13 protein-coding genes are annotated in these 20,652 nt (G+C 75.2%); 5 read left to right on the plus strand and 8 right to left on the minus strand.

The annotated features are described in order from the left end of the window. Both BCD48_RS29085 and BCD48_RS47400 read right to left on the minus strand, forming a co-directional pair. Nucleotides 1-1,978 (minus strand): mycofactocin system FadH/OYE family oxidoreductase 2 (locus tag BCD48_RS29085; RefSeq protein ID WP_241842067.1); only part of this gene is annotated, 1,978 nt, incomplete at its 3' end. Continuing rightward, nucleotides 1,975-4,197, minus strand: coding sequence for an oxidoreductase (locus tag BCD48_RS47400; protein ID WP_198543440.1), 2,223 nt, complete (start codon nucleotides 4,195-4,197; stop codon nucleotides 1,975-1,977). The genes BCD48_RS29085 and BCD48_RS47400, both read right to left, overlap by 4 nt. 309 nt (nucleotides 4,198-4,506) lie before the next feature. Between BCD48_RS47400 and mftR the strand changes: the two genes are divergently transcribed. Beyond that, entirely contained in the window at nucleotides 4,507-5,097 is a 591-nt protein-coding gene (mftR, locus tag BCD48_RS29100) for a mycofactocin system transcriptional regulator MftR (RefSeq protein ID WP_071051594.1), read from the plus strand. Between the two features lie 163 nt (nucleotides 5,098-5,260). Here the strand turns inward: mftR and BCD48_RS29105 are convergent, their stop codons facing one another. Further along, complete coding sequence (locus BCD48_RS29105; RefSeq protein WP_071051595.1) at nucleotides 5,261-5,524, minus strand: hypothetical protein; 264 nt, start codon at nucleotides 5,522-5,524, stop codon at nucleotides 5,261-5,263. An 85-nt stretch (nucleotides 5,525-5,609) separates the two neighbouring features. Between BCD48_RS29105 and BCD48_RS49775 the strand changes: the two genes are divergently transcribed. Then, nucleotides 5,610-6,125, plus strand: coding sequence for a hypothetical protein (locus BCD48_RS49775; protein ID WP_071051596.1), 516 nt, complete (start codon nucleotides 5,610-5,612; stop codon nucleotides 6,123-6,125). Nucleotides 6,126-6,128: 3 nt separating this feature from the next. Continuing rightward, nucleotides 6,129-11,453, plus strand: a complete 5,325-nt coding sequence (locus BCD48_RS29115; RefSeq protein ID WP_241842068.1) for a cation-translocating P-type ATPase — start codon at nucleotides 6,129-6,131, stop codon at nucleotides 11,451-11,453. A 138-nt stretch (nucleotides 11,454-11,591) separates the two neighbouring features. On the opposite strand, the gene BCD48_RS29120 is transcribed toward BCD48_RS29115, so the two are convergent. Further along, nucleotides 11,592-12,392 (minus strand): DUF4232 domain-containing protein, encoded by an 801-nt coding sequence (locus BCD48_RS29120; protein WP_071051598.1) that lies wholly within the window; start codon nucleotides 12,390-12,392, stop codon nucleotides 11,592-11,594. Nucleotides 12,393-12,777: 385 nt separating this feature from the next. Further along, nucleotides 12,778-13,488, minus strand: coding sequence for a TetR/AcrR family transcriptional regulator (locus BCD48_RS29125; RefSeq protein WP_083419380.1), 711 nt, complete (start codon nucleotides 13,486-13,488; stop codon nucleotides 12,778-12,780). 875 nt (nucleotides 13,489-14,363) lie between these two features. Between BCD48_RS29125 and BCD48_RS29130 the strand changes: the two genes are divergently transcribed. Continuing rightward, nucleotides 14,364-15,284 (plus strand): proteasome assembly chaperone family protein, encoded by a 921-nt coding sequence (locus BCD48_RS29130; RefSeq protein ID WP_071051599.1) that lies wholly within the window; start codon nucleotides 14,364-14,366, stop codon nucleotides 15,282-15,284. 100 nt (nucleotides 15,285-15,384) lie between these two features. Here BCD48_RS29130 and BCD48_RS29135 read toward each other — a convergent pair whose 3' ends face one another. Then, the gene (locus BCD48_RS29135) at nucleotides 15,385-16,269 is read right to left on the minus strand and encodes an LLM class flavin-dependent oxidoreductase (RefSeq protein WP_071051600.1); all 885 of its coding nucleotides are present in this window, start codon (nucleotides 16,267-16,269) and stop codon (nucleotides 15,385-15,387) included. A gap of 476 nt (nucleotides 16,270-16,745) precedes the next feature. Here BCD48_RS29135 and BCD48_RS29140 point away from each other — a divergent pair, with 476 nt between their 5' ends. After that, on the plus strand, nucleotides 16,746-17,906 hold the full coding sequence (locus BCD48_RS29140; protein ID WP_071051601.1) for an epoxide hydrolase family protein: 1,161 nt from the start codon (nucleotides 16,746-16,748) through the stop codon (nucleotides 17,904-17,906). 30 nt (nucleotides 17,907-17,936) lie between these two features. On the opposite strand, the gene BCD48_RS29145 is transcribed toward BCD48_RS29140, so the two are convergent. Then, nucleotides 17,937-18,776: a mycofactocin-coupled SDR family oxidoreductase gene (locus tag BCD48_RS29145; protein WP_071051602.1), complete on the minus strand. Its 840-nt coding sequence runs from the start codon at nucleotides 18,774-18,776 to the stop codon at nucleotides 17,937-17,939. Between the two features lie 128 nt (nucleotides 18,777-18,904). Beyond that, entirely contained in the window at nucleotides 18,905-20,617 is a 1,713-nt protein-coding gene (locus tag BCD48_RS29150) for a DUF4139 domain-containing protein (RefSeq protein WP_071051629.1), read from the minus strand. Nucleotides 20,618-20,652 lie beyond the last annotated feature (35 nt).

Raw genomic sequence — 20,652 nt, forward strand, 5'->3', positions numbered from 1 at the left:
AGCCCTCCGCGACTGGCCTTCGGCCAGCCTGCCAGCCGCTTTGGGCTGTGTCGCCTTCGGAGCCCTCCGCGACTGGCCTTCGGCCAGCCTGCCAGTCGCTTTGGATCGCGCGCAGCGCCTTGTAGAGCGAGTCCTCGGCCCGCTGGTGCACCGCGCAGACGACCCAGTCGACGGTCCTCGTCTGGTCGGTCCCGGTGGGGTGGTGCTGCAGGTTGAGCACCACACCCTCGCCGTCCGGCGCCGGCGCCGCGCCCATGGGCACGAGGTCCGTGGCCTGGGTGACGCCGCGCGCCGCCGCCTTCACGTTCCACTGCTCCATGTCGAGGGTGACGCCCAGGTCCTGGCCGACGACCATGCCGTTGGAGATGACCTCGACCCGGCAGCCCCGGTCGGCGAGGAGCTCCGCGACCGACGTCGCCTGGTGGAAGCCCAGCTCGTCGACGACGACCACCGTGCCGGCCGGGACCGCGCGGCCCTCCAGCACGTCACGGACGTCGACGACCCGCGGGTGCCCGCCGGCCCACCACGGCGCGTTCGGCGCCGCGCCGGTCGCGAGGATCACCGCGTCCGGCTTCTCGGCGAGTAGTAGGTCCGCGTCCACCTCGGTCGACAGCTTCACGTCGACGCCGACGCGCTGCGCGTGGGCGACGAGGTTGCGGGTGATGTCGAGGAACTCGGCGCGGCTCGGCACGCTCGCCGCGAGCAGCACCTGGCCACCCAGCCGGTCGGACCGCTCGAACAGGGTGACGTGGTGGCCGCGCCCGGCGGCGGTGACGGCGGCCTGCAGCCCGCCCGGCCCGCCGCCGACGACGAACACCCGCCGGCCGCGCCGCCGCGGCGCCGGCAGCGGCACCGCCTCGCGGCCGGTGCGCGGGTTCTCGATGCAGCCGAGCCAGCGGTTCAGACCCATCCGCCCGACGCACTCCTGGTTGCACGACAGGCAGGTGCGGATCTCGGTGGCGTGCCCGGCGCGGGCCTTGGCGACGAAGTCGGCGTCGGCGATCTGGCCGCGCACGACGCCGATGAGGTCGGCCTGGCCGGCGGCGAGGGCCCGGTCGGCCTGCAGCGGGTCCTTGAACCGGCCGACACCGACGACCGGCAGCGACACGGCGGCGCGGATCGCGCTCGGGATGAACATCGCGTAGCCCGGCGGCACCTGCATGCTCGCCTCGATCATGTAGAGCGTGGCGGTGGCGACGCCGATCGAGGTGTTGATGTAGTCGACCTTGCCCTGCGCCTCGACCATCTGGGCGATGGCGACGGCGTCCTCGATCGTCGTCCCGCCCTCGATCAGCTCGTCGCCGCAGATCCGCACCCCGAGCACCCTGCCCGGGCCGATCGCGGCGCGGACCGCGTCGACGATCTCCAGCAGCAGCCGGGCCCGGTTCGCGAGCGACCCGCCGTAGGCGTCGGTCCGCTTGTTGGTGGCGGGGGAGAGGAAACCGCGCACGATCGACGAGTGCGAGCACTGCAGCTCGATGCCGTCGAACCCGCCGGCCATGCAGTGCTCGGCGACCAGCCCGTAGCCGGCGACGACCTCGCGGATCTCGTGCGGCTCCAGCGCCTTGGGCACCTCGCGGAACAGCGGGTCCGGCACCGGGCTCGGCGCCCACACCGGCTGGCGGGAGAACATGCTCGACGCCTGGCCGCCGTTGTGGTTGATCTGCGCAAGGATCGGCGTGCCGTGGGCGTGCACCGCCTCGGTGATCCGCCGGTAGCCGGGGATGACGGCCGGGTTGAAGCCGTGGATCAGCTTCTCGTAGGGCCAGTCGGTCGGGTGGGTCGAGTGCTCCTCGGTGATGATGAGCCCGGCGCCGCCGGCCGCGCGGGCGGCGTAGTAGGCGGCGTGCTGCTCGGTCGGCATCCCGTCGGCGGCGTAGTTCGTCAGGTGCGCCGAGAACACGACCCGGTTGCGCACCGTCAGCGGCCCGATCCGCAGCGGGCTGAACAGGTACTGGTACCGCCCCGTCGCGCTCATCGCGCCGCCCCTTCCGTCGTGCCCCCGGCGCCGACCAGCGCGCGCCGGGGCCTGCCGGTCGTGGTGGTGGCGACCTCCAGGGCGCGGCGGCGGCCCTCGAGGACGGCCTCCAGCACGCCGCGCGGGGCGACGCAGTCGCCGGCCCGCGGCGTGCCGGGCCGCCGCAGGTAGAGCGCCTCCATCGGGAGGCGGTGGCCGCAGTCGACGAGGACGGCGCAGGGGATGGCGCGGCGGGCGCCAGTCCAGATGTCCTCCAGCACCACCCGGCCATCGGCGGCCTCGCGGACCAGCGCGCGCAGCTCGCGGCGGACGCCCGCCTGGGCGAGGCGGGTGTTGGCCGGGGCGAGGTCGCCCGTGAGCGACAGCAGCGTGCCGGCGACCTGGTCGGGGGCGACCAGCGCGACCTCGCGGCCGGCGCCGGCCAGCCACTCCGCGATCCCGACGGCCACCGGGCCGCCGACCGGGTCGTGGACGACCACCGGTCCCTCGGGCAGGACGCCCACGCCGCCGTCGAGCAGCGCCAGCGCCGAGAAGACCGGGACCGTGGCCGCTCCGGGCGGCGCTGGGTAGACCCGGCCCGCCGACACCGAGCCGGTGGCGAGGATGACCGCCTGGCCGGCCGTCTCGGCGGCGTCCAGGTCGGCGGCGGTGACCGTCTTCTCGAACAGGAACCGCACCCCGAGGCGGGCGCACTCGGCGGCGAGCCAGTCGGTCAGCAGCGCGAGCCGTTCCCGGCCCGGGCCGACGGCGGCGGTGCGCAGCGCGCCGCCGAGCCGCTCACCCGCTTCGGCCAACGTGACGCTGTGGCCGCGCGACGCCAGCACCCGGGCGGCCTCCAGCCCGGCCGGCCCGCCGCCGACGACGAGAACCTCGCGCGGCCGCGGGTCGGTGCCCTCGGCAATGTCATTAGACGGTCTCCGTCGGCGGGAGGCTTCGCCCATTGTCCCGCCGACTTCGACCGGAGGGTCATTAGACGGTCTCCGTCGGCGGGAGGCTTCGCCCATTGTCCCGCCGACTTCGACCGGAGGGTCCTCGGTCTCGTGGCCGCTTCGCGGCTCGCCGACGCAGCTGACGATCGGGTTGCGGTTGTCGCGGACCCGGCAGGCCTGGTTGCACAGCAGGCAGGGCCGCACCCGCTCCGCGTGCCCGGCGCGGGCCTTGGCGACCAGCTCCGGGTCGGCGATCTGCGCCCGGGTCATCTCGACCAGATCCGCGACGCCGTCCGCGAGCGCCGCCTCGGCGGCGGCGACGTCGACGACGCTGCCCTGCAGCACGAACGGCACCCGCCCCGCCGCCGCCGTCCGCATCGCCGCGCACAGGTCGCGGTTGAACGTCGGCTCGGTATGCGACGTCGGCCGGTAGGCGGTCGTCGAGTAGGGCCCGCCGCGCGTCACGACCAGCAGGTCGAGCAGCCCGAGTCCCGCGAGCGCGTCCACCTGCTCGGCGGCCTGCTCGGGGGTGACCCCGGCCCACGGCGCCAGCTCGTCGCAGCACAGCCGCAGTGAGAGGATCCCGTCCGGGCCGAGTGCCGCGCGCACCGCGGTGAGGACCTCGCGGGTGAGGCGCAGCCGGTCGGAGCCGTAGCCGTCGCCGCGGTGGTTCGTCAGCCCGGAATGGAACTGGCGCAGCAGCGCGAGCGGGCCGGCGTCGATCTCGACCCCGGCCAGGCCCGCGGTCGCGGCGAGTTCGGCGGCGGCGGCGAAACCAGCGACGACCGCGTCGATCCCGTCCTGCTCCAGCTCGGCCGGGAGCTCCCTGCTGGCCGCGTCGGCGACCGGCGAAGGCGCCCACAGCACCGACTGCGAGTACGCGCTCGAGCCCTGCCCGCCCGCGTGCCCCAGCCCGGCGAGCACCAGGGTGCCGTGCGGGCGGACCGCCGCGGCGAGCGCTGCCCAGCCGGGGCCGCAGTCGGCGGCGAGCGGGGCGCGCTCGTAGGGCCAGTCGTCGGCGGTTACGGACGCCGTCTCGGTGACGACGACGCCGGCGCCGCCCGCCGCGCGGCGGGCGTAGTAGGCGACGTGGCGGTCGGAGATGTCCCGGCGGCGGGCCAGGTTCGTCTCGTGCGGGCCGAACAGGACGCGCGACGGCGCGGTGTGCTCGCGCAGCGTGAACGGCTCCGTGAGCGCCAGGCTCGCGGACCGTGCCACCGCCCGCGCCGGAGGCGCCACCGAAAGTGGTGCCACGGGCACCCCGTCGGTGTCACCGTCGATCGGGTTCATGCTGTGGCCATACCGTGATGTCCGTCCACATCGCAATGGTTGGTCGCCTCCCGGGACGGGAGGTGACCGCGGCCCGCCCGGTTGTGACACCCGATGTCACAACTTGACGGGTGACAGGAAGCATATTGGCACCCGATGCCAAAGGAAAGGGATCGGTCGATGCGTTCCGCGACCCCGGCTCCGCGCGAGCGGCCACACAGCGCGACAACGGCCGACGCTCGCGGGGGTGGCAAGGCCGGCGGGGACGGCACGGTTCGCGGGGATGACGTGGCTCCTGGGGATGACGCCAGCCGGGGGGATGGGTCCAGGGTGAGCGGCGGACGGGCCGGGCGCCGGCCGGTGACGAGCGCGGCCGAGCTCGAACGGCACGCTCTGATGATCTTCGAGGAGCGCGGGTTCGACGCGACCACGGTCGACGACATCGCGGCCGCGGCCGGCATCGGGCGGCGCACATTCTTCCGGTACTACGCGTCGAAGAACGACGTCGCCTGGGGAGAGTTCGACGCCCACCTGGAGACGATGCGCGCGGGCCTCGCGGCCACGCCGCCCGACGTGCCCGTGCTCCCGGCGCTGCGCCGGGCGATCCTGGACTTCAACACCTACCCGGCCGCCGAGGCGGACTGGCACCGGCGGCGGATGGCGCTCATCCTGCGCACCCCTGCCCTGCAGGCGCACTCCATGTTGCGCTACGCCCGGTGGCGGGCGGTCGTCGCCGAGTTCGTCGCCGAACGTACCGGGCGCGGCGAGGGCGCGCTCGAGCCGCAGGCCGTGGCCTGGGCCTTCCTCGGCGTTGCGATCGCCGGCTATGAGGAGTGGCTCGTCCGTGCCCGCGCCGATCTGATCCCTATCCTCGACCGGGCGCTCGGGCTGCTGGTGGACGGTCTCGAGCGCTCGCTGTAGGCCAAAGGGGGCGCGAAAATGGCGAAGCCTCGCGCCCACGGAGGCCGTCAGGCAGCCTCCAGCCCCCGGGCGAGACGGACGCCTCCGCGAGGACCCGCCAGGAACGGCCGCCGCCGCGCGGCCGACCGTCACGCGTGGTAGACACTTGGCTTCAACGCAGTTACTAAGCGTAGTCGACTGTCGCCGCTGCCTGGGCGGAAAGGGGAACAACCATGCCGTCGAAGGCGCGAACGACGACCGCCAGCCCTGACGGGAGCAACCCGGCCAGGACCACGCGGACCGCCGCGTCGCCCGCGACGCGTTCGACGGCCGCGCGTCCGACCGCCACCCGTTCGACCGGCGCGCGTTCGGCGGCAACGCGTTCGGCGGCGGCTCGCCCGGCGGCCCGGGGGACCTCGTCGCGCGCGGCCGCCGCCAGCACCAGCACGGCCGGCGCGGCAAAGCGGCCCGCGTCGTCGACCGGCCGGGCGACCGTCCGGCGTGGCCGTCAAGCCGCCTCGGAGGCGAACAGCATGGGCATGGCGGAGCAGACGCCGGTGGCCGAGGACTGGTACCGCCGCGGCGTCATGGACGCGGTCTCGCGTGAGCAGGAGGCGGTCGCCGCCTCGTTCCGGCTGCCGTTCCTGCGGGTCAACGTCGAGCGGCCCCGCCGCCGCCGCGCCCCCGTGATCGAGCCCGCCGCGATGCGGGAGGAGGCGGACCGGGCCGGCGCCGAGGGCTGGCGGATCGGCCGCTTCGAGCTGCCCTCGCCGCGCAAGACGGCCTACTACCTGGGGCTCGGCGCGCTGGCCGCGTTCGAGGTGGTCGAATGGCCGGTCGCGGCCGCGGTCGCGGCGGGCACCTGGGTGGCCCAGCACACCAGGCCGGAGGCACCGGCCGCCGGCACCGCGCCCTGGGAGCTTCTGCACCGTGGCGGCGGGCACGGCCACGACGAGCACAGCGAGAACGGGCATGCCGGCCCCGCGGCCATGGCCGGCGCCCACACGCACAACGGCCACTCGCGCCGCCGCACGTCCGCGGGCAGCTGACGGGTGGTCGCCCTGCGCCCGCCCGGGCTTGCGCTGCCTGGGCGCGCTGGCCTCGCGCGGGCGCTGGCCGCTCCCGCGATCGCGGCGCGCGCGCTGCCCAACCCAGGCCGGGTGGCGCGCGCGCTGCCCCGTCCTGGTCGGGTGGCGGCGGCGTTGCCCAGCCCTGGTCAGGTGGCGCGCGCGTTGCCGAGCCCTGGTCGGGTGGCGGCGGCGTTGCCGAGCCCTGGTCAGGTGGCGCGCGCGCTGCGGCATGAGCTGGCGCATCCGGACCGTCGGCCCCGGCGGGTGTGGCACGAGGACGGCGCCGCGCACATCGAGCTGATCGGCGCGGCCCGCACCGGCGGCACGGCGGCGCACGCGGCCGTCCGCGCCGCGCTGCGCCGGCTCGCCGGCGTCGACTGGGCCGAGGTCGACGAAGGTCTCGGCCAGGTGCTCATCGGGTTCGACGGCGAAGAGATCGAGGTCTCGGAGCTGATCGACGCCGTCACCGAGGTCGAACGCGCGCTGCACGCCGAGTCCGGCGGCGGCCAGGGCCCGGCCCGGGCCCCCGAACGTCATCCCGCGGAGACCGACCCGCTGCTCGCGGAGACCGTCGCGCTCGCCACCGACGCCGCCGCCTTCGGCGTCGCGATGGCCGGACGGCTCGTCCGGCTGCCGGCGGTGCCCCGTGCCGCCGGCGCGGTCGTCGCGCTCGTGGACGGTCAGCCCCGGGTGCGCGCCGCCCTCGCCGACCGGATCGGGCCGACGGCCTCCGACCTGACGATCGGGCTCGCCAGCGCCTGGGTCGGCGCGCTCACCCAGCAGCCGGACGTGCTCGCGGTCGCCATGGTCCGCCGGGTCGCGCGGGTCGCCGAGCTGCGCGCCGGCGCGCGGGTGTTCGACCAGCGGGCCCCTCAGCTGACCGCGGACACCGCGCGGCGGGCCCGACCCGACAGCGACCGCGCCGACGCCGACGAGCCGGCCGCCGTCCGTGCCGGCGCCTCCCGCGCCGATGGCGGTGGCCGCGCCGGCGCCGCCTGGCGTGACCGGCCGGTGCCGCTGCCGGACGGACCGGTCGAGCTGGCCAGCGCGCGGCTCGCCGTCGCCGGGCTGGCGCTCGGCGGCGCCGGGCTCCTCGTCGGCCGCTCGCCGCGGCTCGCCGGGGAGCTGATGCTCGCGACGCTGCCGCGCGCGGCCAGGGCGGGGCGGGACGTGTTCGCCGCGACGGCGGGCCGCCGGCTCGCCGGCCGCGGCATCGTCCCGCTGGACGCCGGGTGCCTGCGCCGCCTCGACCGGGTCGACACCGTGATGGTGTGCGCGTCGGTGTTGCTGGGTGACAGCGCCCGGGTGCTGTCCGCCACCGACGCCGCGACCTGGAACCGGGTGGAGGCCATGCTCGGCGGCCTCGACCCCCACCGCGCATTCCGGCCAGGAGACATGGTCGCCCGCGCCGGCGGCGGCCGGCTCGTCGCCGCGCACTACGCCGGCCGCCGCCGCGCCGCCGACCCCGGCGGGCTGCCGCTGCTGCTGTGGCATGGACAGACCAGCACCCAGGCGCTCGCCGGGGTCACGCTGGACGGCCACGCCGAGGCCGTGCTGCGGGCCGCGCGCGGCTGCGGCCGGGTCGTACTGACCGAGCACGCCAGCGTCGCCGACGTCGCGGGCCTCGCCGACGTGACCCTGCCCACCGGGCCGCCCGGCCCGGCCCCCGCGCCGCGGCCGTCCCGGTCGGCGGGCGGCCTCGCCGCCGAGGTCCGGCGGCAGCAGGCCGCGGGCGCCGGGGTGTGCGTCGTGGCCGACGCCGAGGGCGACGAGGCGCTGCGGGTCGCCGACGTCGGCGTCGGGCTGGCCCGCGCCGGCAGGCGGCCGCCCTGGTCCGCGGACCTGCTGTGCGGCCCGGAGCTCACCGACGTCTGGCGGGTGCTGCGGCTGCCGCCGTACGCCGCCGCGACGAGCCGCCGAGCCGCCACGCTGTCCGTGTCCGGCTCGGCGCTCGCGGCGCTCACCACCGTCGTCGACGGGCCGGACGCCCGGCCGACGGGCCTCCGGCTCGCCCTCGTCAGCGGGCCGGTGACCGCCGCGGCGGCGACAGCCATGGCCGCCGGGCTCGTCGCGGCCCTGCGCGCGGACCGGGCCACGCCGCCGCCACCAACCCTGCACACCGACTGGCACGCGCTGACGGCCGACACGGCGCTGCGCCGGCTGCGCGGCGCCGCCGGCGTGGGCGGCGGACCGGCGCGGGCGGCGGCAGCCACCTCGCCGACCGGCGGGTCGTCACCGACCGGCGGGTCCTCCGCGGCCCGGCGCCGACTGGACGCGGTCGGCGCCCGGCTCGGTGCCGGCCGCGCGCGGGCGCTGGTCGCGAACGGCCAGCTCACCGGGACCGTCACGCGGGCGGTCGGTGGCCGGATGGCACTCGCCGGCACGGGCGCCAGCCGCTACGTCACCGCGGTCGTCGCGGACCTGACCGACCCGCTCGTGCCCGTGCTGCTCGTCGGGGCGGCGGCGAGCGCCGTCCTCGGCTCTACGACCGACGCCCTGCTCGTCTCCGCGGTGTCCGTGGCGAACGCGGCGATGAGCGGCGCGCAACGGGCGCACGCCGAGGGAGTGCTCGCCAGGCTGATCGACCGGAACGTGCCGATGGCGCGCGTCGTGACCGGCGGCGGCGAGACGGAGACCCGCCGGGCCGACACGCTGGTGCCCGGCGACGTCATCGAGCTGGGCGCGCACGACATGGTGCCGGCGGACGCGCGCCTGCTGCGGGCCGAGGCGCTTGAGGTGGACGAGGCGACGCTGACCGGGGAGTCCCTGCCGGTGACCAAGGGCGTCGAGCCCACCCCGGCCGCCGAGATCGGCGACCGCGACTGCATGGTCTACGAGGGAACGACCGTGCTCGCCGGCACCGGCCGGGCCGTCGTCGTCGCGACGGGCGAGGCCACCCTCGCGGGCCGGGCCGGCGTCGTGGCCTCGGCCCACACGGCCGGCCCCGTCGGCGTGCAGGCCAGGCTCGGTGAGCTGACCCGGCTCGCCCTGCCGGCGACGGGGCTGTCGGGGCTCGCGGTCGCGGCGCTTGGCTCGCTGCGGGGCGCGCCGGCCAGGTCGGCGCTCAGCTCCGGCGTCGCCGTCGCCGTCGCCGCGGTGCCCGAGGGCCTGCCGCTGGTCGCGACGGTCGCGCAGGTCGCCGCGGCCCGCCGGCTCGCGAAGCTCGGCGTGCTGGTGCGCTCCTCGCGGGTGGTGGAGGCGCTCGGCCGCGCCGACGTCGTCTGCTTCGACAAGACCGGCACGCTGACCGAGGGCCGGCTGCTGCTGCGCGCCGCCGCCGTGCCCGACGCGGCCGGCCGGTGGCGGACGGTGCCCGTGCCCGCCCCGGGGACGGACGACGCGACGGACGCGACGGAGGTGCCGGACGGAACGGCCGTCCGGATGCTGGCGGTGGCGGCCGCGGCCTGCCCGCCGCCGGAGGGCCGGGTGCCGCACGCGACCGACCGGGCCGTGCTCGACGCGGTCGTCGGGCGGCCCGAGCTGGTGAGGGCGCTGGTGGGCGAGCGGGTGGACGAGAGCCCGTTCGAGACGGCCCGGGGCTACGCGTCCACTCTCCTGCGCACGGCCGACGGGCCGGTGCTCACCCTCAAGGGCGCGCCCGAGGTGGTGCTCGGCCTCGTCGACCTGGACACGGCCAGGCTCGCGTCGGCCCGGGCCACCGCCGGCCGGCTCGCCCGCCAGGGCCTGCGGGTGCTCGCGGTGGCCGAGTCGGTCCCGGGGAGCCAGCCGGCCTCCGCCGTCGACCTGAGCTCGCTTCGCCTGCTGGGGTTCATCGGCATCGCGGACAGCCCGCGCCCGTCCGCCGCGCCGGGGGTGCGCCGCCTCCTGGATGCCGGCCTGCGGGTCGTCGTCGTCACCGGCGACCATCCCGAGACCGCCTCGGCGATCGCGCGGGAGGTCGGCGTCCCCGGCGCGGAACGAGTGGTCACGGGCGCGCAACTGGACCGGCTCACCGACGACGGCTACGCCGCGCAGGTCGGCGCCGCCGCCGTGTTCGCCCGCATCTCGCCGGAGCAGAAGGTGCGGCTGGTCACGACCTTGCAGCGGCTGGGGAAGGTGGTGGTGATGACGGGCGACGGGACGAACGACGCCGCCGCCATCCGGGCCGCCGACGTCGGCGTCGCCGTGCGCGGCCGGGGCACCGCCGCCGCCACGGGCGCCGCCGACCTGCTGCTCACGGACGCCGAGGTCACCCGTCTCGCCGACGCCGTGCTGGCGGGCCGCCGGATGTGGCGCTCGGTGACCGATGCGGTGTCGGTGCTCGTCGGCGGCAACGCCGGGGAGATCGCCTTCACGCTGCTCGGGACGGCGATCGCCGGGGAGGCGCCGCTGCGCCCGCGCCAGTTGCTGCTGGTCAACCTGCTCACCGACATGGCACCGGCGATGGCGCTCGCCGTGCGCTCGCAGGAGGACCGCGGACGAGGCGACCACGGCGACTCCCGGCCGGCGGACTGGCCGCGGCCAGCCAGCGGCGCCGGCGTCGGAGTCGGCGCCGGCGCCGGCGCCGACTCCGACGCGGTCGCGGGCCGCTGGCTCAGCGGGCCGCTGCGCCGCATGCTGCTGGTCAGAGGCGCGACGACGACCGCCGGCGCGACGGCGGCCTGGCTGATCGGCCGATACACCGGCACGCCGCGGCGCGCGTCGACGATGGGGCTGCTCGCGCTGGTCACGACCCAGCTCGGCCAGACGCTGATGCTGGCCGGCCGGGACCCGCTGGTGATCACCACCGCGCTCGGGAGCATGTTGGTGCTGGCGGCGCTGGTCCAGACGCCGTTCCTGTCCCGGCTGTTCGGCTGCCGCCCGGTCGGGCCCGTCGGCTGGTCGGTGGTGCTCGCGTCGGCGACGCTCGCGACGTCCGCTGCCTGGCTCTACGAGCGTCGTCGTCGTCGCTCGCTCGGCCCGGTCGGCGCCGCCGCTCTCAGCAAGCCTCGCGTGCGCCGTGACGCGTCCGTGACGCCCCCGGTCTCCGCCGAGAGCGGCGCGGACGTGGCGCCGACGCCGGTGGGCTCCGCGGGCGGCCGCGGGCCGGGCCCGGCGGCCGCGTCCCGCGACGGTCGGGCACCGGGTCTCTCACTGACGTTGCCCCCGTTCGGGCGTCCGCTGTTTCCGGGCCGGCCGACCGCGCCGGGGCCCAAGCGGACGCGGCTGCCGGGCGTCGCCGCCAACGGCGGACCTGGTGCTGGCAGCGGGGCGGTGGCTGGCGGCGGGGCAGTGGCCGGCAGCGGAACGACGGCTGGCGCTGGGCCGGCGGCGGCCCGTGGCAGAACCGCGAAACCGCCGCCTCAGCGGGTGGCATCGTCGACGTAGCCGAGGTGGTCGGCTGTCCAGCGGCGCAGGGTCCGACAAGAAGGCAGGGCCCGGCCGCTCAGGATCTGCGAACGGTGGCTGACGAGTCGCCAGGCTGGCGAGTCGTCGGGCCGGTGGGCTGGCGAGCCGGCGGTCGGGTCAGCGGGTGACGGGGCCGATGTAGCTGCCGGGGTAGGCCTCGCGGCGTTGGTCGGCGACGGGGCCGCCCGGCCAGTCGATGCGCACCGGGTCGCGGTCGTCGGGCGGCGTGACCAGCAGGTAGCGCGCGTCGAAGACCGGCATCGCCTCGGCGGGCGGGGCGTCGCCCGCGGGCGGCGTGGCCTGCGGCGCCGGTGCGGCGAGGTATGTGAGGACCGCCGCCGCGCCGCCGCCCGGCGGAAGGCGCAGGGAGGCGGGCATGGCGGTCGTGCGGCGCGGCAGGTCGTAGGAGTCGCCCGCGGCGGTGACGAGCGTCGCGCCCGGGAACCCGTACATCGCGCAGGTCCGCGGCGTGCCGTTGGTAAAAGTGATCATGAATGCGAGCTGGGTCAGCCCCGGCGCGAGCGTGGTGACCTGGGTCGGCGTGCCGAGCCGCACCGTCAGGCCCGCGCCGGTGCACCGCGCCGCGCCGGCCGCCCCGGCCGGCCAGGCCGCGCCGTCGACGGTGGTGCCGTCCGTGGCGGCACCGTCGGTGGTGAACGGCTCACCGGTCGTCTCGGTCTCGGCCACGGTCGACGGCGTCGCGTCGGCGTCGGCGCCGTTGTCGGCGGGAGTCGTCGCGGCCGGGATCGCGGCCGCCAGCGGTGAGGGCGTCTGCGCCGGGGACGACGGGATGTCGAAGTCGGCGGACGGGTCGGGCTGCGAGCAGCCGCCCGCCACGCCCAGCGCCAGCGCGGCCGCGCACGCGGCCGTCGCGGCCGTCGCGGCGCGGCGCCGCGTTCGGGCGCTCCGCTGGTCCATCGTTAGCTCCCGGTTGTCCCGCCCCTGGACGGGGCGCCTGACCTGGGAGTGTTCGGCCCGACCGGCCGGCTTTCCGCCAGGCGCGGCGCCGTGGTCCGCGTGCGTATGCGACCGGCCGGCAACACCCGCTCTCGGCCCCTCCGGGCTGATCCGTCCATTAAGGCGCCGTTTTGCCAGAGCGCCGTCACCCCGGATCCGACGCTGGCCCTGATCTCGCGCCGACGCGACTGCCGGCGGCGCTCTGATCGCTGTCCGCGCCCTTCGGGGGTCGTGGACCGGGCTTGTTGGCGACCGCCTGAGGGCACTGACGACGATCAGCGCCCGGCGGGGCGTGTGGAGCCCGCCTACGGTCCGGGCCGGGTCGGGGACCGGGACCGGGACCGGGTCAGTCCAGGATCCGGCCGAGGCCGGTCTCGAACTGGTCGGTGAGGTCGGCGTGCAGGTAGGGCGCGGCCCCCGCCAGCTCCGGGTAGCGGGAGCGCGGCGGGTTGACGGTCGGCATCGGCGCGCCGACCCGGTCCGTCGCGATGTTCTCCGCCAGGTGGCGCGCCTCCACCAGCGCGTGGCCGACGACGAAGAACAGCAGCGTCTGCCAGGTCGCCCCGGCTTCCGCCTCGGTCCGGCCGGTGGCACGCAGGGCGCCGAGAGCGTGCTCCATCCGGTCCCACCATGAGCCGGCGCCCGGCGGCTGGCGCAGCACCGACGGTGCGAGGGTCGGGTAGCGCAGCAGCTGGCGGCGCAGCTGGCGCAGGTTCTCCCGCAGGTCCGCCGCCGGGTCGCCGGTCGCGGGCAGCGGCTCCTCGCCGCGGATCAGCAGGTCGGCGAGCGCGTCGAGCAGTTCGTTCTTGTTCTGGAAATGCCGGTAGATCGCGGTCGGGTCGACGCCGAGCCGCGCGCCGAGGGCGCGCATCGACAGGGCGTTCACCCCGCCGATGTCGACGATCTCCCGGGCGCTGTCCAGCAGCACCTGCTGGGACAGCGTCCCGCGCGGCGTCCGCCGCGCGGCCGCGCTGACCGTCACCCGGCCGCTCGCCGCGCCCGCTCCCGGTTCGTCGGGCCCGGAGTCGTCCGGTTCGAGCTCGTTGTCGTCCGACATCGCCATCCACCTCGGTTCCGCCGGCACGCGTCGGCGCGCCGCGATCGCCCATCCGATCACCTGCACTGTAGACAACGCTGTTGACGACGTCCCGGCGGCGCGCGGAAGGATTTTCGTCAACTGCCGCGAAACGTAAGAGGCGGGCGGAGTCCGGCCGGCCGCCGGTCACTCGAACGTGGCTGTCGAGAATGTCGGGCTGGGCCTGCGCCCGTGCTCCCGAGATGCTGTCGTCTCGGGTCCCGGTACTCGGGTGAACCGGGGTCTACCAGCGTCGTTGTGGCGATGGTCCGTGAACACCGCTGCCACCCGTCCGGGATGAGCGCGGTGCGTCGGCGGTTCGCTGGCAACGCTCATCCGGCACGGTTCGGCCGATCGACGTACATCCGGGCGACCGAGGAGGAAGCTGGAAGACGGGCGGGGTGGAGTTGGAATGGATCCGCGTCGTCACCGTTGAAGCAGACGAGGCTGAAGAAGCAACCGAGGCCCGACCGGTTACGACCCGACGGCAGAGGCAATCGACGCGGGTGGACCGGGCGGCGCGGTGCGAGCGGCCGGCACGGTCGGCATGGGCGACCCGCCTGACCTGCCGCGGCGGCGCTCGGTCCGCGCTGTGGCGGACGTTGCCCCGGCCCCTCGCGGCGACGCGGTGGGTCGGGCTGGCCACGATTTTGCGGGCAAGGCAGGACTATGCCGGCAGGTGCCACCCGCTGGCAAGCCCGTGACGCGACAATGCGGTGACGGCCGAGGCCGTCGCCCTGGCAGGATCCTGGCCGAAGGAGGTGCGACCATGCGGCACTGTTACTCCTGGAGAGTGACCATGCCGCGTATGGGCGCCCCCGGAGGGGGTCAACACACCAGTGGGGAGGTCTCGGCCCATGCTCGACCCGAGTGAGCTCTACGAGGTCCACGGTGACCTGCCCGACTTGGGGCGGCCGGTGATGCTCGAGACGATGACCGGCGTCGTCGACTCCGGCAACGCGATCCGGCTCGCGCACGAGCACCTGCTGACGACGCTGGAGCACCAGGTCATAGCGACGTTCGACATCGACCTGCTGCTGGACTATCGGTCTCGGCGTCCGGCGATGACGTTTGTCGAGGACCACTGGGAGCACTACGAGGACCCGGTACTGGCCCTCTACATGCTGCGTGACCGCGCCGACACGCCGTTCCTGCTGCTCGCGGGCCCCGAGCCGGACCTGATGTGGAAGCGTTTCTCAACCGCCGTCCGTGAGCTGACCAGACGGATGAACCTGCACCTGTCCGTCGGCCTTAACGCCATCCCGATGGCCGTGCCCCACACCCGCCCGACCGGGCTGATCGCGCACGCCACCCGCAAGGACCTGATCGCCGGCTACGAGCCGTGGGTGCGCCAGGTCCAGGTTCCGGGCAGCGCCGGCCACCTGCTGGAGTACGAGTTCGGCAGGGAGGGACGCGACGCGATGGGCCTCGCGGCGCTCGTCCCGCACTACCTGAACCAGACGGACTTCCCGCAGGCGACCGAGGTGCTGCTGACCTCGGTCTCCAAGGCGACCGGGCTGATGCTGCCCCTGGACGGCCTGCGCTCCGCCGGCGAGGCGGTGCGCGGCGAGGTCGACCAGGAGCTCGCCAAGGGCGGCGAGATGGCGTCGCTCGTGCATGCGCTGGAGGAGCAGTACGACGCCTACAAGCGCGGCAAGGACAGCGGCGGCCTGCCGACCGTCAACGCCGAGGACCTGCCGTCCGCCGACGAGCTCGGCGCCGAGCTGGAGCGCTTCCTGGCCGAACAGTCCGAGACCGACGGCCCGACCTCGCCCTGACGCTGGAAACGGTCCTCCGGGCGCGCGGGTTTCCCCGAGCCCGGCACGGCCACCCCGGAGTTCCCTACGGGCCGGCGGGCCGGACCGTTTCCTCTCCGTGCTAGCGGACGTTTTCGATGACCTCGGCGAAGGCGGCGAGCGTCTCGGGCGCCGAGAAGTCGGTGAACCAGGCGTAGGCGCGGTCGACGCCGCGGGCGGCGAGTCCCTCGAAATAGGCCGTGAGCTCGGTGGGAGTGCCGATGACCAGACCGCCGCCGGCTCCCATCGCGCCGAACCGGCGCTGGGCGAGCACGGTGATCTCGTCGCGCTGGGCCGGCGAGGCGTCGGCGGGGATGAGGGTGACCAGCTGTTGGACGGAGACGCGGGCCTTGCCAGCGCGGGGGCGCAGCTCGTCGAGCTGGTCCAGCCTGCCGATCTGGATGTTCCACCAGTCGGCGTACTCGGCGACGAGCGCCAGCGTGCGCGGGCCGGTGCCGCCAATGGTGATCGGGATCGGCCGGGTCGGAACTGGCAGCGCCATGGCGTCGCGCAGCGTGACGTGCTCACCCTGGTAGTCGGCGCGCTCGCCACTCCAGAGCAGGCGCAGGACGGCGAGTGTCTCGGCCAGCCGCTCGACGCGGGTCCGCGGGGTCGCGTCGCCCACTCCGTAGCGCTCGAGCTCGGCTGGCACGGAGCCCCAGCCAATGCCGAGCTCGAAGCGACCGTCGCTGGCGTGGTCGAGCGTGACGGCCTGCTTCGCGAGCAGGACCGGATGACGGAACATGTCGCACAGCACCAGGTGGCCGACCGTCAGCCGTTCGGTCTTCGCCGCCACCCAGGTCGCCGCCGTCATCGCCTCGAACATCGATGTACCCGCCGCCATGGGTGGCGCGAGGTGGTCCATCAGCCCGATGCCAGCGAATCCCGCCTGCTCAGCGTTGCGCGCCCGCTCGACGATCTCGGGCATCGTCATCCGCATCTGCGGCAAGTACAGATGGAATTCCATCCCGCCTCCTCGGCCGGCCCCGCCCGCCATATCCACGCGCCTCGTTGCACATCCGTGCCATACCGGCCGACCTTCGCCTGTCGCCTGTCGGCCCGGAACGCACCAAACCACGGCTCGCCAGGCCCGCGCCACCGACCCACCACTGGCCACCGGCCACCGACCCACCACCGATCTGGTGTCGCCCCCGCCAATGTTCGTCCGTCAGCACGCGACTGGTAGATCACCACCACCGTGTCGCCGTGGTCGTGGATCGGGCCAAATCGCGACCGCGACAACATGCCCGCGGTGATCATGAACCGTCGTGAACCGGGGGACCTTGCTGTCGCGGTACTCAGGAAGGGGATGGGCACGGGGCTCGGGTGGCGCAAGGATGCACCTCGTCGAGACCCGGCCAGGTGACCGACCGGCCGCCCAGCCGCGCGCGATTGCGCCTGTGTCTGGGTATGCAGGGGCTTGAACACGATGAGGTGGGCTGGATGGGTAACGACATCGTGCCGTTCAAGGTCGCGATTCCGGAGGAGGACCTCGCCGACCTGCGGCGGCGGCTGACGGCGGCCCGCTGGCCGGAGAAGGAGACGGTGGGCGACTGGAGCCAGGGTGTGCCGCTGGAATGGCTGCGCGACCTGTGCTCCTACTGGGGCGACGGCTACGACTGGCGGCGCTGCGAGGACCGCCTGAACGCCCACGACCAGTTCGTCACCACGATCGACGGCCTGGACGTCCACTTCCTGCACGTGCGCTCGCCCAACCCGGACGCGCTGCCGCTGCTGCTCACCCACGGCTGGCCGGGCTCGGTCCTCGAGTTCCTCGACGTGATCGGCCCGCTCACCGACCCCGCGGCGCACGGCGGCGACCCGGCAGACGCGTTCCACCTCGTCGTGCCGTCGCTGCCCGGCTATGGCTTCTCCGGCCGTCCGGCCGGCGCCGGCTGGGGGATACCGCGCATCGCCGCCGCCTGGGCGACGCTGATGGCCCGGCTCGGCTACGACCGGTACGGGGCGCAGGGCGGCGACTGGGGTTCCGCGGTGACGATCGGGCTCACCAAGGTGGATCCGGATCACCTCGCCGGCATCCACCTGAACTTCGTGATGACCGGCCCAGGAGGCGACCTCAGCGAGCTGACCGACGAGGAACAGGACGCCCTCACCGCGATGGCCGAGTTCCTGGAATGGGGCTCCGGTTACTCGGCCCTGCAGTCGACCCGCCCGCAGACGGTCGGCTACGGCCTCGCGGACTCGCCCGTGGGGCAGTGCGCCTGGATCGCCGAGAAGTTCCACGCCTGGACCGATCACGACGGCGACCCGTACACGGCGCTGAGCCGTGACCAGATGCTTGATGACATCTCGCTGTACTGGCTGACCGCGACCGCGGCCTCGTCGGCGCGGCTGTACTGGGAGTCGGGGCTGTCACGGCCCAGCCGCGCGTCCGGCCTGTCCGGCGGCCTCGACGTGCGCGTACCCGCCGGTGTCTCGGTCTTTCCGAGGGAGATCATCCGGCTGTCGCGACGCTGGGTCGAGCACAGCTTCTCCGACCTGCGTTTCTACGAGCGGGCCGACCGGGGCGGCCACTTCGCCGCCTACGAGCAGCCCGCCGTCTTCGCCGACCAGGTACGCCGCGCCTTCCGGGCCATCCGCTGACCACCAACCAAAGGAGGCCGCCTGGGCGGGTCAGGCCTTGGCGGCGGCGCCGGCGTCGACGGGGAGAGGGACGCCGGTGATGTAGCGGGCCTCGTCGGAGGCGAGGAACAGGACGGCGTTGGCGACGTCGACGGCCTCGATCAGCGGGACCGGCATGAGGTGCAGCTGGCCGAGGACGGCGGCGGCGTCGTCGATGGTCGGGTTCGCCAGGTCGGGGCGCAGCATCCGGCACAGCGACTCGTTGTCGACCATCGGAGTGCGGACGTTGCCCGGGTGGACGCTGTTGACCCGGATCAACTGGCCGGCGAGCTCGTTGGCCAGCGATCGCATGAGACCGACGAGGCCGTGCTTGGCGGCGACGTAGGCCGCCATCCAGCCCTGGCCCTTCAGGCCGAGCATCGAGCTGGTCAGGATGATCGAGCCGCCGCGCCCGCCGGCGACCAGGTGCGGGATCGCCACCTTCGCGGTCAGGAAGCAGCCGGTGAGGTCGATGTCGAGCAGCGTGCGCCAGGCATGCGCGTCGAGCGTCTCCGTCGCGGCGCCGCCGCCGGAGATGCCGGCGTTCGCGACGACGATGTCGAGGCGGCCTAACTCGGCGACCCCGGAGGCGACGGCGATGCGCTGCGCGTCCTCGTCGCGGACGTCCGCGACGGCGGTGACAATCCGTCGGCCGAGCTTCTCCACCAGCGCCACCGTCTCCGCCAGATCCTCGGCGGTCGCCATCGGGTAGTCGACGGTGTCGACGTCGGCGCACAGGTCGACGCCGATGATGTCGGCGCCCTCCTGAGCGAGCCGGACCGCATGCGCCCGCCCCTGCCCCCGTGCCACTCCCGTGATGAACGCGACCTTGCCCTCGACCCGTCCGGCCATGTGAACCTCCCGATGCCCTCGTCTGGATGTTTGTCGCATCCAGGCGACCGCCGCGCGAGGAGTCAGGCCGAAGGACCTTTCCGCCACTGTGCCCGGTGCCGGGCGCGGAGCGTCCGGCACGGGATGTCTCAGTCGGTCCAGCCGGTGAGGTCGAGGCCGCGGGCGTGTTCGAGGCGGAAGCCGAACTCGATCCTGCGCTGGGCGGCGGGCTCGAGGTCGACGGTCCAGGTCAGCTGGCCGAGGTCGGTGCGCTCGCCGACGGTGGGCGAGCTCTGGAAGTCCTTGACGGTGATCCCCTCATGGCGCGAGACCGGGATCTGGTCGCGGACGGTGGCCTGCGCCCGCCGCGGGGTGTGGTTGGTCAGGGTGATCACGTAGCCGACGTCGGTGCGCCGGAGGTTGCCGACGACCTTGCGGCTGGTGGCGCGGCTGACCAGCTCGCGCTCCACCAGCAGCCGGTCGTCGACGCCGAGCTGCAGCTCCACCTCGGCGCCCGGCGGCACCAGCTCCACGGCGCTGGTGCCGACGAAGTCGGCGTCGTGGAAGACCGCGACCGGCCCGGGCAGCAGGGTGTGCGCCGAGGTGTTCGTGACGGTGGCGCGCAGGTAGGCCTCGGGGGCGAGCTTGGGCACGGTCAGGTAGTCGAGCTGGGCCTCCAGCTCGAGGACGGCGAGGGTGGTACGGTGCGGCCGCCCGTCGGCCGGCACTGCTACTGGCCGGGCCGGCCGGTAGATCGCCGCGGTTCCCGAGGTGTCGACGGTGGCCACCGCGTGCTCCACAGGCGGCGGGGGCGGGGCCGCGCCCGGGGCCTTCGCCGGCGCCGCGGCCGCAACGGGCGTCATCTCGGCGGCGGCGTCGAAGGCGGCACCGCCGGCGAAGGCGCCACCCCGCGCGGCCATGGCGAAGGGCATCACCGGCGGGTGGGCGACGTCGACATACCAGGGGGTGAGCTCGGGCAGGCCGCTGGCGCGGCCCGGCCGGGCGGTCGACAGCTTCAGGTCACCGACTGGCCAGTCCTCGCCGCTGCGCTGGCGCACCATCCCGAACCAGGTCAGCGTGACCACGCCGCCGACCAGCCGCGCGTCGTACCGCGCCGACCACGACGCGCTGGCGACCAGGTAGGAGACCTCCAGCTCGACGTCGACCTTGCCGTCGGCGGCACCGGGGCCACCCGTCGGCTCCAGCGCGACGACGACCTGCCTCGTGTCCGGCAGGCGTACGCCGCGGCGGGCCTCCAGAGCGCGCCGGGTCGCGTCGGTCAGCTTCTGGACGTTCTCCTGCTCGTCGGCGATCGCGCGCAGCCGGGCGTGGATGCCGGCGAGCTGCGTGGCCAGCGCGCCGCTGGCCTCCGCCAGCCGCCGCTCCTCGCCGCTGGGCGGCGTCGTTCCGCCCTCCGCGGGGCCGCCGCCCCAGGACGGCGCGCCCCAGCCCCTGGCGAGTGCCGCGGCGCCGTTGCGGGCCGCGACGTCCAGGAACCTGCGGCGGGCCTGCTCGGTCTCCTCGTCGTCGGCCAGCTCGCGGGCCCGCCGCCGCAGCCGGTCGACCTCGTCCTCCAGCTCCGCCAGCCGCGGGTCCGCGGTCACCGCGCGGGGCTCGACGACGACGTCCACACCGAGCACGCGCACCGCGCCGCGCCCGGACACCCGCACCGAGCTCGTGTCCAGCTCCATCGGCAGACTGCCGAGCGTCACCGTGACCTCCGGCGGGCCGCCCCCCGCGTCCTCGGCGCCGGGCGGCAGCGTGACCGTTCCACGGCGGGTGACCCGGGCCTGCTTCGGGTAGACGACGACCGCCGTGATCGGAGCGTCCAGTATCAGCGTCGTCGCGCCTGGAGCAACCATGCTGATCACCATAGTGGTGCGGTCCGACATTTCGG

Source organism: Pseudofrankia coriaricola, assembly GCF_001854805.1.
GTDB lineage: Bacteria > Actinomycetota > Actinomycetes > Frankiales > Frankiaceae > Pseudofrankia.

Excerpts from the sequence above, each read along its gene's own strand:
- BCD48_RS47400 (WP_198543440.1), bottom strand. The coding sequence starts at position 4,197 with ATGAACCCGATCGACGGTGACACCGACGGGGTGCCCGTGGCACCACTT.
- BCD48_RS49775 (WP_071051596.1), top strand. The coding sequence starts at position 5,610 with ATGGGCATGGCGGAGCAGACGCCGGTGGCCGAGGACTGGTACCGCCGC.
- BCD48_RS29120 (WP_071051598.1), bottom strand. The coding sequence starts at position 12,392 with ATGGACCAGCGGAGCGCCCGAACGCGGCGCCGCGCCGCGACGGCCGCG.
- BCD48_RS29125 (WP_083419380.1), bottom strand. The coding sequence starts at position 13,488 with ATGTCGGACGACAACGAGCTCGAACCGGACGACTCCGGGCCCGACGAA.
- BCD48_RS29130 (WP_071051599.1), top strand. The coding sequence starts at position 14,364 with ATGCTCGACCCGAGTGAGCTCTACGAGGTCCACGGTGACCTGCCCGAC.
- BCD48_RS29135 (WP_071051600.1), bottom strand. The coding sequence starts at position 16,269 with ATGGAATTCCATCTGTACTTGCCGCAGATGCGGATGACGATGCCCGAG.
- BCD48_RS29140 (WP_071051601.1), top strand. The coding sequence starts at position 16,746 with ATGGGTAACGACATCGTGCCGTTCAAGGTCGCGATTCCGGAGGAGGAC.
- BCD48_RS29145 (WP_071051602.1), bottom strand. The coding sequence starts at position 18,776 with ATGGCCGGACGGGTCGAGGGCAAGGTCGCGTTCATCACGGGAGTGGCA.
- BCD48_RS29150 (WP_071051629.1), bottom strand. The coding sequence starts at position 20,617 with ATGGTTGCTCCAGGCGCGACGACGCTGATACTGGACGCTCCGATCACG.